At 73.0% G+C, this 12,930-nt stretch carries 15 protein-coding genes; 7 read left to right on the forward strand and 8 right to left on the reverse strand.

All coding sequences use genetic code 11. The features are described from left to right. Nucleotides 1-37: 37 nt before the first annotated feature. Nucleotides 38-712 (reverse strand): GntR family transcriptional regulator, encoded by a 675-nt coding sequence (locus ACWEVP_RS23745; protein ID WP_452064752.1) that lies wholly within the window; start codon nucleotides 710-712, stop codon nucleotides 38-40. A gap of 41 nt (nucleotides 713-753) precedes the next feature. Between ACWEVP_RS23745 and ACWEVP_RS23750 the strand changes: the two genes are divergently transcribed. Then, nucleotides 754-2,385, forward strand: a complete 1,632-nt coding sequence (locus ACWEVP_RS23750; protein ID WP_452064753.1) for a thiamine pyrophosphate-dependent enzyme — start codon at nucleotides 754-756, stop codon at nucleotides 2,383-2,385. Here ACWEVP_RS23750 and ACWEVP_RS23755 read toward each other — a convergent pair. Both ACWEVP_RS23755 and ACWEVP_RS23760 read right to left on the reverse strand, forming a co-directional pair. Continuing rightward, nucleotides 2,382-3,758 carry a pyridoxal phosphate-dependent decarboxylase family protein gene (locus ACWEVP_RS23755; RefSeq protein WP_452064754.1) on the reverse strand — a complete coding sequence of 459 codons (1,377 nt, stop codon included), beginning with the start codon at nucleotides 3,756-3,758 and terminating at the stop codon, nucleotides 2,382-2,384. The genes ACWEVP_RS23750 and ACWEVP_RS23755 overlap by 4 nt on opposite strands. Before the next feature lie 63 nt (nucleotides 3,759-3,821). Next, nucleotides 3,822-4,718, reverse strand: a complete 897-nt coding sequence (locus ACWEVP_RS23760; RefSeq protein ID WP_452064755.1) for a phosphatase PAP2 family protein — start codon at nucleotides 4,716-4,718, stop codon at nucleotides 3,822-3,824. Nucleotides 4,719-4,828: 110 nt separating this feature from the next. Here ACWEVP_RS23760 and ACWEVP_RS23765 point away from each other — a divergent pair, with 110 nt between their 5' ends. The 3 genes from ACWEVP_RS23765 (at nucleotide 4,829) to ACWEVP_RS23775 (ending at nucleotide 7,430) form a co-directional block, all read left to right on the forward strand. Continuing rightward, nucleotides 4,829-5,518, forward strand: coding sequence for a response regulator (locus ACWEVP_RS23765; protein ID WP_452064756.1), 690 nt, complete (start codon nucleotides 4,829-4,831; stop codon nucleotides 5,516-5,518). 65 nt (nucleotides 5,519-5,583) lie between these two features. Then, nucleotides 5,584-6,945 carry an ATP-binding protein gene (locus ACWEVP_RS23770; protein ID WP_452064974.1) on the forward strand — a complete coding sequence of 454 codons (1,362 nt, stop codon included), beginning with the start codon at nucleotides 5,584-5,586 and terminating at the stop codon, nucleotides 6,943-6,945. Further along, nucleotides 6,942-7,430 carry a hypothetical protein gene (locus ACWEVP_RS23775; RefSeq protein WP_452064757.1) on the forward strand — a complete coding sequence of 163 codons (489 nt, stop codon included), beginning with the start codon at nucleotides 6,942-6,944 and terminating at the stop codon, nucleotides 7,428-7,430. The genes ACWEVP_RS23770 and ACWEVP_RS23775 overlap by 4 nt, the downstream gene beginning before the upstream one ends. Before the next feature lie 107 nt (nucleotides 7,431-7,537). Here ACWEVP_RS23775 and ACWEVP_RS23780 read toward each other — a convergent pair whose 3' ends face one another. After that, on the reverse strand, nucleotides 7,538-8,131 hold the full coding sequence (locus ACWEVP_RS23780) for an NADPH-dependent FMN reductase (RefSeq protein ID WP_452064758.1): 594 nt from the start codon (nucleotides 8,129-8,131) through the stop codon (nucleotides 7,538-7,540). A gap of 97 nt (nucleotides 8,132-8,228) precedes the next feature. Between ACWEVP_RS23780 and soxR the strand changes: the two genes are divergently transcribed. Beyond that, nucleotides 8,229-8,708, forward strand: a complete 480-nt coding sequence (gene soxR, locus ACWEVP_RS23785) for a redox-sensitive transcriptional activator SoxR (protein ID WP_452064759.1) — start codon at nucleotides 8,229-8,231, stop codon at nucleotides 8,706-8,708. Here soxR and ACWEVP_RS23790 read toward each other — a convergent pair. From ACWEVP_RS23790 to ACWEVP_RS23800, 3 genes are all read right to left on the reverse strand, one after another. Next, nucleotides 8,705-9,214, reverse strand: a complete 510-nt coding sequence (locus ACWEVP_RS23790) for a mycothiol transferase (protein WP_452064760.1) — start codon at nucleotides 9,212-9,214, stop codon at nucleotides 8,705-8,707. The two genes, soxR and ACWEVP_RS23790, sit on opposite strands and share 4 nt — an antisense overlap. A gap of 86 nt (nucleotides 9,215-9,300) precedes the next feature. Then, nucleotides 9,301-9,888 carry a hypothetical protein gene (locus ACWEVP_RS23795; RefSeq protein ID WP_452064761.1) on the reverse strand — a complete coding sequence of 196 codons (588 nt, stop codon included), beginning with the start codon at nucleotides 9,886-9,888 and terminating at the stop codon, nucleotides 9,301-9,303. A 2-nt stretch (nucleotides 9,889-9,890) separates the two neighbouring features. Then, a complete protein-coding gene (locus ACWEVP_RS23800; RefSeq protein ID WP_452064762.1) occupies nucleotides 9,891-10,577 on the reverse strand; it encodes a hypothetical protein in 687 nt (228 codons plus the stop codon). A 238-nt stretch (nucleotides 10,578-10,815) separates the two neighbouring features. On the opposite strand from ACWEVP_RS23800, the gene ACWEVP_RS23805 reads away from it, so the two are divergent. Further along, on the forward strand, nucleotides 10,816-11,556 hold the full coding sequence (locus tag ACWEVP_RS23805) for an SDR family oxidoreductase (RefSeq protein ID WP_452064763.1): 741 nt from the start codon (nucleotides 10,816-10,818) through the stop codon (nucleotides 11,554-11,556). Nucleotides 11,557-11,569: 13 nt separating this feature from the next. Continuing rightward, nucleotides 11,570-12,457, forward strand: a complete 888-nt coding sequence (locus tag ACWEVP_RS23810; protein ID WP_452064764.1) for an SDR family oxidoreductase — start codon at nucleotides 11,570-11,572, stop codon at nucleotides 12,455-12,457. On the opposite strand, the gene ACWEVP_RS23815 is transcribed toward ACWEVP_RS23810, so the two are convergent. Then, the gene (locus ACWEVP_RS23815) at nucleotides 12,438-12,875 is read right to left on the reverse strand and encodes a DUF6314 family protein (RefSeq protein WP_452064765.1); all 438 of its coding nucleotides are present in this window, start codon (nucleotides 12,873-12,875) and stop codon (nucleotides 12,438-12,440) included. The two genes, ACWEVP_RS23810 and ACWEVP_RS23815, sit on opposite strands and share 20 nt — an antisense overlap. Between the last annotated feature and the right edge of the window lie 55 nt (nucleotides 12,876-12,930).

Below are 12,930 nucleotides of genomic sequence, written 5' to 3' on the forward strand. Positions count from 1 at the left end.
CCTGGCACTCCGGCGACGGCTCGGGCAACCCTGCCGGTCAGCGCTCCCGCGCGAGGTAGGCGTCCAGGGTCGCCAGCCGATGCTCCCGCGCGCACTGCTCGACCTCGGCAGGCTGACCGCCACCCTCGATCAGCGCCAGCAACCGTTCGTGCTCCTCGACCGACGCCGGTGCCCGGCCCGGCACCGAGGCGAACGTGCTGTCCCGCACTGCCGCGAGCCGCGTCCAGCACCGCTGCACCAGATCCACCAGGTTGGGGTTCGGGCACGCGCTGAAGAGCACTTCGTGGAACTCCGCGTTCAACGCCGTGAACGTCAGCGGGTCGAACTCGGCCAGGCTCCGGCGCATCCGCTCGTTCAGCGCACGGGCGCGCGCCAGGTCCGCCGGCGTCAGCAACGGTGCGGCGAGGCCGGTCGCGGCGCCCTCGACGATCGCCACCGTCTGCATCGCGTGCCGGTACTCCGTGGGGTCGATGGCGACCACCCGGGCCCCGACGTTCCGCTCGAACTCGATCAGTTCCTCGGCCTCCAGCCGGCGCAGGGCCTCGCGGACCGGCACCGCGCTGACCTCGAGCTCGCGGCCGATCTGGTCGAGCACCAGCCGGTACCCGGGCCCGTAGCGGCCGTCGAGGATCCTGGCCTTGATCGTCTCGTAGGCCAGCTGGGACTTCGTGACCGGTCTTCCCGAGGACGCGCTGATCATGTAGGAAACCATATATGGTCCCGTCGACGGATGACGCCCAGGAGGCCGCGCCGATGCCGAGTTCCCCGCCCGCCCCCACCGCGGCCGACCTGATCGTCGACGGTCTGCGGGCCCACGGCGTCGACACCGTCTTCGGGCTGCCCGGCGTGCAGACCTACGACCTGTTCGACAGCCTCGCCCGCGCCGGCGAGGACATCCGGGTGATCGGCGCCCGGCACGAGCAGACCGTGGCCTACATGGCCTTCGGCTACGCGCAGGCGAGCGGGCGCACCGGCGTCTACACCGTCGTGCCCGGCCCCGGCGTCCTGAACTCCTCGGCCGCGCTGCTTTCGGCGCACGGCGCCGGCGCCCCGGTCGTGTGCCTGACCGGCGAGATCCCCCGCGCCTACCTCGGCCGCGGGCTCGGGCACCTGCACGAAATGCCCGACCAGCTGGCCACCCTGCGGACGATGACCAAGTGGTCGGCGCTGGTCGAGCACCCGGCCGAGATCCCGGACGCGCTGGCGACCGCCTTCCGGGAAGCCGCGGGCGGGCGGCCGCGGCCGGTTTCGCTGGCGGTGCCGTGGGACGTGCTGGGCCTGCGGGCCCCGGCCGAACCCGTCGGTCCGCGGCCGCTCCCGCGCCCGGTCGTCGACCCGGTCGCCGTGGAGCGGGCCGCGGACCTCCTGGCCGGCGCGCGGAACCCGATGATCATGGTGGGCGGCGGTGCCCGGCACGCGGCCGCCGAGGTCCGGGTGCTGGCCGAACGGCTGCAGGCGCCGGTGGTGCCGTTCCGCGGCGGGCGGGGCATCGTCGGCGACGACCACCCGCTGGGCTTCACCTGCGTCTCCGGCTTCGAGCGGTGGGCGGAGACCGACGTCGTGATCGGCATCGGCTCGCGGATGGAGCTGTCCTGGTTCCGCTGGCCCGACAAGCCCGCCGGCCTGAAGACGATCCTGCTCGACATCGACCCGCGGCAGGCGACCCGGCTCGAAGCGGACGTCGCGATCGTCGCCGACGCCGCCGATGCGACGGCCGCGCTGACCGCGGCCGCCGGTCCACAGAGGACGGACCGGACCGCGGAGTTCGCCGCGGTGAAGGCGGCCGTGGCCGAGCGGTTCGCCGACGTCGGCCCGGAACTGGAGTACCTGCGGGCGATCCGGGACGTGCTGCCGCGCGACGGATTCTTCGTCGAGGAGATCTGCCAGGTCGGCTTCGCGTCCTACTTCGGCTTCGAGGTCTACTCGCCGCGCACCTTCGTCACGTGCGGCCACCAGGGCACGCTCGGCTTCGGCTACCCGACGGCGCTCGGCGTGCAGGCGGCGTTCCCGGACCGGCCAGTGGTGTCGGTGGCCGGGGACGGCGGGTTCATGTTCGCCGCGCAGGAGCTGGCCACGGCAGTCCACTATGGACTGAACGTGGTGGCGGTCGTGTTCGACAACGGCTACTACGGCAACGTCCACCTCGACCAGGAGCGGCTGTTCGAGGGCCGCGCGTTGGGCGGGCAGCTGCACAACCCGGACTTCGCCCGGCTGGCCGAAACCTTCGGCGCGCTCGGCCTGACCGCGCGCACGCCGGACGACCTGCGCGGCGCGCTGGACAAGGCGTTCGCCGCGGGCCGGCCCGCCCTGGTGCACGTGCCGTGCGAGCTGGGCGTGGGCGCCTCGCCGTGGAAGTACCTGATGCCGAAGTCGGACCGCAGCTAGCCGGCCGCCACGCGCTCGAGCGCGGCGAAGACGCGATCGACGTCGGCCGCGGTCGTCCGCCAGTTGCTGAAGGCGGCGCGCAAGGCCGGGCGGCCGTCGTAGACCGTCGGGGTCAGGAACGTGGTCCCGTCCTCGGCGATGGCGCGCACGAGGGCGTCGATGTCCCGGTCGACGGCCGGGGCGAAGCAGACGACGTTGAGCCGCACGGGCGCCAGCAGCCGCCAGTTCGGCGAGCCGTCGAGCCGAGCACCGAGGTCCCGGGCGAGCGTCACGCAGCGCTCGACGATCTCGCGGTGCCCGTCCCGGCCGTAGGCCACGAGCGAGAACCAGGCCGGGAGCGCGCGCAACCGGCGGGAGTTCTCCGGCGTGAGGTGCAGGAAGTCCGGTGTCTCGCCGATCTCGCCGAGGTAGGCCGCGTGGTTGCCGAACACGCGCAGCTGCAGGTCGCGGCGGCGGGTGAACTGCACGGCGGAGTCGTAGGGCACGTTGAGCCACTTGTGCAGGTCGACGACCACCGAGTCGGCCTGGTCGAGGCCCGCGGTCAGCGCCGCGTGCGCCGGCGACAACGCGGCGAACCCGCCGAACGCGGCGTCGACGTGCAGCCAGAAGCCGTACCGCCGCTTGAGGGCGGCGATCGCGCGCAGGTCGTCGAAGTCGACGGTGTTCACGGTGCCCGCGTTCGCGACGACGACGGCCGGCCCGTCGAGCGTTTCGAGCGCCTCCGCCAGCTTGCCGACGTCGACGGCTTCGCGGCCCGGCAGCACCGGCACCTTCCGCAGCGCCGAACGGCCCATCCCGAGGAAGGACAACGCCTTCAGGACGCTCGAGTGCGCCGAACCGGACAACACGGTGACCGGTCCGAGCGCGGCGGCGCCGTCTTCGGACACCGAAACCCCGGCGCGTTCACCGAGCCATTCGCGGGCGATGGCGAGCCCGGTGACCGTGGACATCGTGGCCCCGGTGACGAACGCGCCGGAGAACTCCGGGCCGAGCCCGAACAGCTCGGCCAGCCAGCCGACGGTCTCGCGCTCGAGGTCGGCCGCGCCGGAATCCAGGCCGCCGGCGGGGTTCTGGTCGTAGGTGGTGGTGAGCCAGTCCCCGGCGAGTGCCGCCGGGGTCGTCCCACCGGTGACGAACCCGAGGTAGCGCGGCCCGGCGCTGCCCGCGAAGCCGGCTTCCCAGCGCTGCGAGAACTCCTCCAGCGCGCCGCGCGCTCCGGCACCTTCGAGGGGCAGCGGCGCCCGGGTGACGTCCCCGGGCGGGACGGCGGCCGGCCGGTCGGGCAGGCCGGCCAGCGCTTCGCCGGCGAGTTTCCGCGCGGCGTCGAGCAAATCGGGCAGGGAGTTCAGGTCTTCGGCAAGCCTCGGGTGCACGTCCCCGACGCTAAGCGCCGCGGAGCACGCTGTCGCGGGCCAATCCGCCGAAACTGGCCCGGCTCAGCGGCGCGGGAGCCGGCGGACGCGGGCCTCGGCCGGGTCGAACGCCACCCGCCGCAACGGCCCGACCAGCAGCACCACCACCGCCATCGCCGACAGCGCGGCGAGCACCATCGCGGCGACGAACTGGGCGGCCCCGGACGTCGCCGTGCCGAGCACCAGGTAGCCGACCAGCACCAGGGCGACCGGGGCGAGCAGCCCGCACAGCACGGGCAGCGGCGGCACCCGGTCACCGTCGGGGCGGCGGGCGGACACCACCGCCGCCCCGGCGCAGGTGACCGCGGCGACGAGGAGGCAGCCGCCGACGGTGTCGCTCAACCGGTGCCAGCCCAATGCCACCGTCGCGGCCGAGACCCAGGCGACGCCGACGCCGCCGAGCACCAGGACCTGTGGCCGGTAGCGGCGCGGCAGGACGATCGCGAGCGCGACCAGCACGGCCATCGCCGCGCTGACGTGCCCGCTCGGGAAGCTGTTGTGGCTCGCGACGCCGAACCGGTCGCCCGTGCCCGGCCGGTCCAGGACGTACAGCTTGAGCAGCTGGGCCACCACCAATGGCGCGGTGAGCAGGAACAGCGCCGTCACCCCGAGCGCGAACCGGCGCCGCACCAGGGCAATCACCACCAGCAGCACCGCCACCCCGCCGAGCAGGGCGACCTGGTCGGCCTCCCGCAACGGGGCCGCCCAGTCCAGCGAGTTCCCCGCGGACTGCGCACTGCGGACGACGCCGTTCTCGACGCTGCGCCCGGCCTCGGTGCGGACGAAGAGCACGTAGGCCGCGACGAAGGCGAAGGCGAATCCGGCCGCGCTCGCCGCGAGCACGGCGCTGCGGGACACGGCACTGGTCACGAGCGCGTGGCGGACGGGAGCGGGTCGCGTCTCGGAGATAGTCACTGCCATGTCCCCGAGTGTGGGGACGCCGTTTCGGGATCCCGTCAGCGTGATGTCATGGTTTTGCTACAAGATCCGCCCGGGTCGCCACGACGTGCGCTTTTCCGAATAATGGCGCCGTGGCCGAGGTACTGGTGGTAGAGGACGACGCGGCGGTGCGGGAAGGACTGCAACTGGCCCTGCGCCGGCAGGGGCATGTGGTGCACACCGCGGAATCGGGCGAGCTCGGCATCGAGGTGCTGGTGCGGCAGCGGCCCGACATCGTCGTGCTCGACCTGATGCTGCCCGGCATGGACGGCTTCGAGACCTGCCGCCGGATGCGGGCGTCCGGGCCGATCCCGATCATCATGCTCACCGCGCGCAGCGACGACTTCGACGTCGTGGCCGGGCTCGAAGCGGGCGCGGACGACTACGTCGCCAAGCCGGTCGAACCGCGGGTGCTGGACGCGCGGATCCGGGCCGTGCTGCGGCGGGGCGCCGCCGAGCGGCCCGGCGAACCGCCGGAACCCGAGGAACGCCACGGTGACCTGGTGATCGACCGGGCCGGGCTCGAGGTGAGCAAGCGCGGCGCCCCGGTGTCGCTGACCCCGACCGAGCTGAAGCTGCTGCTGGAGCTCTCGCGCACGCCCGGGCAGGTGTACAGCCGCCAGCAGATCCTCTCCGCCGTCTGGGACCACGACTACCTCGGGGACTCGCGGCTCGTCGACGCGTGTGTGCAGCGGCTGCGCGCGAAGATCGAAGACGTGCCGGCGAAGCCGGAGTACGTGCAGACGGTCCGGGGGTTCGGCTACCGGTTCGGCCGGTCGTGATCCGGCAGGTCCGCTCGTGGCTCGCCGGGCTGCGGCCCCGGCTGGTCGCCGCGTTCGCGGTCATCATGATCTTCGGCGCCACCGCCGCGGCCGGCGCGAGCTACGTGTCCGCGCGCAACGCCATCCTGGAGGGCATCCAGGACCAGACGATGCTGAAGCTGCGCGACCAGATCGTCGCGTACCTGCCGACCATCACGCTGCCGCCGACCCAGGCCACGCTCGACGCGTTCGCGGCCGCGCTCAAGCCCAGCGGCGCGCTGGTCGTCTACCACGACCTGCACTCGTCGTCGGGCATGGCGCCGCAGGACGTGCCCGGTGCGCTGCGCGAGGCCGTGGCGACCAGCACCAACATCCAGTTCCAGCGGGTCGACATGCAGGGGTTCCCGATGTTCTTCGTCGGGATCCCGGTGCAGACCTCGTCGGGCCGGACGAGCGGCCTCGAGGTCTACGCGGGGACGGCGCTGGGCCAGCAGCAGGCCGCGATCGACGACCTGTCCCGGACGGCGTGGCAGACGGCCGCGCTCGCCCTGCCGTTCGCGGTGGCGGTGGCGCTGCTGGCGGCTCGGCAGGTGCTGCGGCCGGTGCGCGCGCTGAACACCGCGGCGGACCAGCTCGGCCGCGGCCGGCTCGACGTGCGGCTGCGCGTCAAGGGTTCCGATGAGCTCGCGCAGCTGGTCACGACCTTCAACAACACCGCCGCGGAGCTGGAGCGCACGGTCGGCACGCTGCGCGCGATGGAGGCCGACGCGCGGCGGTTCGTCGCCGACGTCTCGCACGAGCTGCGGACGCCGCTGGCGGCGATGAACGCGGTCACCGACGTCCTGGACGAGGACGCGGGCCAGCTGCCGGAGGACACCGCGGTGGCCGCACGGCTGGTTTCGGCGGAGACGAAACGGCTGACGCGGCTCGTGCAGGACCTGATCGAGATCTCCCGGTTCGACGCCGGCCGGGCCGAACTGCGCCGGGAGGACCTGGACGTCGCCGCCGCGGTCACCGACAGCCTCACCGCGCGGGGCTGGGCACCCGGGGCCGAAAACCCCGACGTCGTCGCCGACCTGCCGGCGGGGATCACGGCCGCGCTCGACCGGCGGCGGCTGGACATCGTCGTGGCCAACCTCGTCGGCAACGCGCTGCGGCACGGCGCGCCGCCGGTCGAGGTGGTGCTGCGCGCCGACGCGGGGACGGTCGTGCTGACCGTCACCGACCGCGGGCCGGGGATCCCCGACGAGGTGCTCCCCCGGGTCTTCGACCGCTTCGCCAAGGCGGACACGTCCCGGGCGCGATCCGAGGGCAGCGGGCTCGGGCTGTCCATCGCGCGCGAGAACGCGCGGCTGCACGGCGGCGACATCGTGGCGGCCAACACCGGCACCGGTGCCCGCTTCGAGCTGCGCCTGCCCCGTACAGCCCCGTTCGGGGAGGTGCGGTGAAGAAGTTCTTCGTCCTGGCCGTGCTACTGCTGGTGAGCGCGTGCGGTGTCAAGCCGACCGGCGTCGTCGCGGCCGGACCGGCACCGACGGTGCGCAACCCGGGCAGCCCGGGGCGAGACGCGGAGGTGATCCTCTACTTCGTCCTCGACGGGCGGGCGGTCCCGGTGACGCGTCCGATCGGCACCGACGTGGGTGTCCAAGCGGTGTTGTCGATGCTGCTGGACGGACCTTCCGAGGCCGAGCGGGCCGACGGGTACGTGTCGGCCCTGCCGCGCCGGGCGGGATCGATCGCGCTGGTTCCCGGCCCGCCGGCGACGATCACCGTCCCGTTCCCGCTGAAGCCCCTCGGCGCGGTCGGGGTCAACCAGCTGGTCTGCACGGCGTTCGCGGCGCTGGCGGCCGACGGCCGGTACTCGCTGGAGGGCACGATCGCCGTGTCCGGGCCCGATGTCCAGCTGCCGTACCAGACGTGCCAGGCGTCCTGACCACTGTCTACTGTGGACTCACGGTGGCGGAGGCGACGAAGAGGGGCGCCGGCAGGTCCGGCTCCGGTGTCATGCCCGCCACCGTCGGCCTTCAAGCGCACGTGAAGTCAAGCTGCGGGGTAGGGCCGGGCCGCGCGTGCCTCCCTCAGCGACCGCGCCCACCAGCCCAGCTGGTCGAGCAGCGTCTTCGCCGCGATCGCCGCGGCGTCGTCGGTCGGGGTGCCGTCGGGGCCGAAGCGCGCGTGGGCGCCGTGGAAGCTGACCGTCTCGCGGATCGTGACCGCGTGGAGCTCGGCGAAGACCGCCCGCAGGTGCTCGACCGCGCGCAGGCCGCCGGACATCCCGCCGTAGGAGACGAACGCGACCGGCTTGGCCGCCCATTCGCTCCGGTGCCAGTCGATCGCGTTCTTCAACGAGGCCGGGTAGCTGTGGTTGTACTCCGGGGTCACCACCACGAACGCGTCGGCCGCTTCGAGCCGCGGCGTCACCTTCGCCACCTCGGCGACCACCGACGGCGGAGGCGTCGCGCCGAACGCGGGCAGCACCATCGGCAGGTCGGGCTCGGCCAGGTCGACCACGTCGACCGCGAACCCGCCGTGCTCGCCGGCGACGCCGGCCAGCCAGTCCGCGACCACCGGGCCGAACCGTCCTTCCCGGACACTTCCCACGATCACCGCGACCCGCACGGGAGCTTCGGACACACTTCCTCCTTGGCACAGCGGCGTTGTTGCCGTCGGGCCAGGATCAGACTTCAAGCTCGCTTGAAGTCAAGCACGCGCCTGTGGTTGGCTGGGAACCATGGTGAACGCCACAGCCCGGCCGCTGCCCGACCTGAGCGTCGGCGAGCTCTCGCGACGCAGCGGGGTGCCCGCGTCGGCCCTGCGGTTCTACGAGGACGAAGGCCTCATCCGCAGCCGCCGCACCGCCGGCAACCAGCGCCGCTACTGCCGCGACACGCTGCGGCGGGTGACCTTCATCCGGATGTCGCAGCGGGTCGGCATGCCGCTGTCGGCGATCCGGGAGGTGCTCGCGCTCCTGCCCGACGACCGGACGCCGACCCGGGCCGACTGGGCGCGGATCTCCCGGTGCTGGCAGGAGGACCTGACCGCGCGGATCCGCCAGATGGAACAGCTGCGCGACCAGCTCATCGACTGCATCGGCTGCGGGTGCATGTCGCTGGCCAAGTGCCGGCTCGCCAACCCCGGCGACCGGCTCGGCGCCGACGGGCCCGGCCCGCAGCGCCTGCCCGACCACCGCGCCGACGGCTACGAGGACTAGCGGCGGTCCAGCACACCGCGGACGAACATCGCCTGCCCGGCGTGCTGGATGTCGTCGTCGAGGACGCTGACCAGCCGCACGCCCAGGGACACCGGCGGGTCCCACGCCTCGTCGACGATCCGGTCGAGCGCCTTGTCGTCGAGGTTCTCGACGAACCGGACGGTCTGCTCGTGCACCGCGTCGTAGTAGCCGGTGAGCAGGCCGGGATCGTCGACCCGGACCGCTTCGACGTCGGCCGGGCGGTGCCCGTAGCCGGTGTCGCCGGCGGGGAACGGGAGGCCGAAACGCGAAAGCCAGTCCTGGCCGGTCCACACCTGCTCGGTCCCGGCCACGTCCGCGACGTGGTCGTCCTGAACCCGGGTCAGGTGCCACACCAGCCAGGCGATCGAGTTGGCCCCGTCGTCCAGCCGGGTCCGGAGCTGCTCGGCGGTGAGTCCTTCCACCGCCGCGTGCACCGTCCCCCGGACCCGGCCGAACCCGTCGACGAGCAGATCGGCCACATTCATCGGCTGCCTCCCGTTGCTGAACCCGTTCACCGGCGTGCTACCCGATCATGCCCGCCGGCAAACGGGTCCGGCCACTTCGGCAGCCCTCAGCGCGGCAGCAGCTGGTCGAAGAACGAGCGGTAGCGGCGCAGCGCGATCCGCAGCTCTTCGGTGGCCGGTTCCCCTTGCTGCCACTGGGCTTCCAGCTCGCCCTTGTGCTCGGCGAAGGTCGTGGCCAGCGCGCTGATCACGGCGGCGACGAGTTCGTCGGCCTGCTGCACCGCCTGCTTCGGGTCGTCGACGAAGCCGGTCTGCACGTTCTGCCAGCGGTCGCGGAACCCGGTGACCTTGTCCTCGTCGATCAGCGGCGGGGCCTCCACGTCGCCGCCCGACCGCGCGGGACCGGTGTCCGTGGCGGAGCCGGCGGTGTCCGGGCCGGCCGACGCCGAAGCCAGGTCGGCGGTGCTCAGGTTCTGCTCCTCGCCGGTGCCGCGGTCGGCGTCGGTGCCGCGGTCGGTGTCGGTCCCGTGGTCCAGGCCGGTGCCGCGGTCCTCGCCGGTGCCCGGCTCGCGGAACTCGGTCCGCTCCTGGTCGGGGACTTCCGCGGTGTCGTCACGGGTGTCGTCGCGGGACACGTCGTCACGGGCGTAGTCGTCGTCGTGGTCGGTGCTGTGTCGCGTCAGGTGCTCGGTCATGGTCAGCGTCCTCCGTTCCACTCGGTCCGCGGCTGCGCGGACGCCTGGTGCTCTTGCTTGGCGGTGTCGCCGCGGTCCGCGCGGTCGTGGTCGTGGCCGTTGCGGCGGTCGTGGTGGTCGTGCCGGTCGCGATCGTGATCGCGGTCGCGGTGCTCGTCATCGGCACCGTCGGTCAGCAGGTCCTCGAAAACCGTCCGGTAGCGGACCATCGCGTCGCGCAGGTCCTCAGTGGACGCTCCGTCACGCTTCTGCTGCGTCGTGTGCGCGGCGCGGTAGTGCTCCAGCGTCTTGGCGTGCCGCACGGAAAGATCGGTCACCTGCTGCTCGTAACCCTCGGTCGGGTACCCGCGCTCGCCCATCAGCGACACGAGGAGCCGGTCGGCCTCGCTGACCGCCTCGGCCGGCTGGTCGACGAACTTTTCCTGCACCTGCGCCCATTCCCGGGCGTAGCGCTCGCGCGCCGAGGCCGACAGCGGGCGGATGTCGAGCTCCTTGTGCCGGCGTTCCCGCTCGGCGAGTTCCCGTTGCGCCGCACGGGGGTTGTCGCTCTCCTTGACGACCCGCTCGTACTCCGGGCCGAACCGCTGTTGCAGCCGTTTCCGCTGCATCTCCTGTGTCACAAGCCAAATCACGGCGCCGAGCACCGCGACGGCCACTACGACGATCACGACGATCAGCCATGTGGGCATTGCGCAAACTCCTTCACGGATGTCGCCCCCGATGCGACCGGTGTGCCCGGAACCGGAGAGCCGAAAACCGCGTTTTCCCGCGATTCGGCCGACCGGCCGCGCGGATACCGCCGGATGCCGGGGTCCCGCCGGCGGTGTAACGACGATAACAAACAATGACTAGCATCGTTACCAGCCGAGTGCTATCGTCGGTAACAGCAAGACGGGAGCAACGTTAACGAGCAGAAGGAAGGCAGCGATGAGCACCACGGAAACCCGCGTCGCGATCGTGACCGGCGGCTCGCGCGGCATCGGCCGCCAGGTCGCCGAACGGCTGGCCGCCGACGGCACGGCCGTCGTCGTCAACTACGCCGGCAACGAGAAGGAGGCCCAGGCCGCGGTCGACGCCATCACCGGACGCGGTGGCCGGGCGATCGCCGTCCGCGCCGACGTGGCCGAACCCGCCCAGGTCGCGGAGCTGTTCGACACCGCGGAGGCCACGTTCGGCGGCGTCGACGTCGTCGCCCACCTGGCCGGCGTGATGAACCCGCCGACGCCGATCGCCGACACCGACTTCGAGGTCCTCGACCGGGTGCACCGCACCAACATCCGCGGCACGTTCGCGGTGGCCCAGCAGGCCGCGCGTCGGGTGCGCGAGGGCGGCGCGATCATCACGACGTCGACCTCGGTCCTCGGCCTGAACCTGCCCGGCTACGGCGTCTACAACGCGACCAAGGGCGCGGTCGAGGCGATCACCATGATCCTGGCGCGCGAGCTGCGCGGCCGCGACATCACCGTCAACACGGTCGCGCCCGGCCCGACGGCGACCGCGCTGTTCCTCGACGGCAAGGACGAGGAGACGATCGAACGGATGGCCAAGCAGCCGCCGCTCGAGCGGCTCGGCGAGCCCGGGGACATCGCGGAGGTCGTCGCGTTCCTCGCCGGTCCGGCCCGCTGGGTCAACGGCCAGGTGCTGCGCGCCAACGGCGGAATCGTCTGAGGAGGGACACACCATGATCATCGTCGTCACCGGCGCCTCCAGCGGGATCGGCGCCCTCTCCGCCCGGGCACTCGCCCGTGCCGGGCACACCGTCTACGCGGGCATGCGCGCCACCGGCGGCCGCAACGCGCCCCAGGTCGAAGCCGCCGCCGCGTACGCGCGGGAACACGGCGTCGACCTGCGGAGCGTCGAACTCGACGTCGCGAGCCAGGATTCGGCCGACGCCGCCGTCGAGCGGATCGTCGCCGAACAGGGACGGCTGGACGTCGTCGTGCACAACGCCGGGCACATGGTGCTGGGCCCGGCCGAGGCGTTCACGCCGGAGCAGCTCGCGCAGCTCTACGACACCAACGCGGTCGGCACCCAGCGCGTCAACCGCGCCGCCCTCCCCCACCTGCGCGCGCAGGGCGACGGGCTGCTGGTGTGGGTGTCGAGCAGCAGCGTCCGCGGTGGCACCCCGCCCTACCTGGCGCCGTACTTCGCCGCGAAGGCGGCGATGGACAGCCTCGCGGTTTCCTACGCCGCCGAGGTGGCGCGCTTCGGCATCGACACCACGATCGTCGTGCCCGGCGCGTTCACCGCCGGCACCAACCACTTCCCGAACTCCGGGCACCCGGCCGACACGGCGGTCGCGAAGGCCTACGAAGAGCACTACGCGGGCCTGACCGACCACGTCGCGGCGAAGCTGGCCGAGATCACCCCGGCGGACGCGGACGTCGCCGTCGTCGCCGAAGAGCTGGCGCGCGTGGTCGGCCTGCCCAAGGGGAAACGGCCGTTCCGGGTGCACGTCGACCCGGCCGACGACGGCGGGTGGCTGGTCGCCGAGGTCGGCGACCGGATCCGCGCCGAGTTCCTGCGCCGGATCGGCCTCGGCGATCTGCTCAGCCCGGCGGCCGGCTGAACCGGGTCACGATCACGTGGTCCTTCGCCGGGCCGCGGACCGCCCACTCCTGCCGCCAGCGGCGCGCGTCGAGCACGCGGTAGCTCCCGCGGTAGAAGTCGTCGCGGCAGGGGTGGTCCGCGTCCCACCGCCCGGCGCGCAGGTCGACGGTGTGGAAGAACCCGCCGTGGTCGAAGTGGACGTCGGCGCGGCCGGGCGCGGTGGGCCGGTAGTGCAGCTCGCGGGTCACGGGCCCGGTGTACGCACCGAGGCGCATCTCGCCCGCTTCGCGGTAGACGAGGACGCCGTCCTCTTCGGTGAAGGTGGCGGTGCCGGTGACCTCCCCCGCCGGGTCGCCGTCGGCGGTGCGGATTTCCCGGTCCAGGCGCCACGCACCGGCGAAATGCGCGGCCAGGTCGGGAACCGGGTAGTACTCCACGCCCCCAGTCTGCCACCCCGCGGCGGGCCGGGCCGGAACTGTCGGACCCCCGCTC

It is taken from the genome of Amycolatopsis sp. NPDC003865, assembly GCF_053605345.1.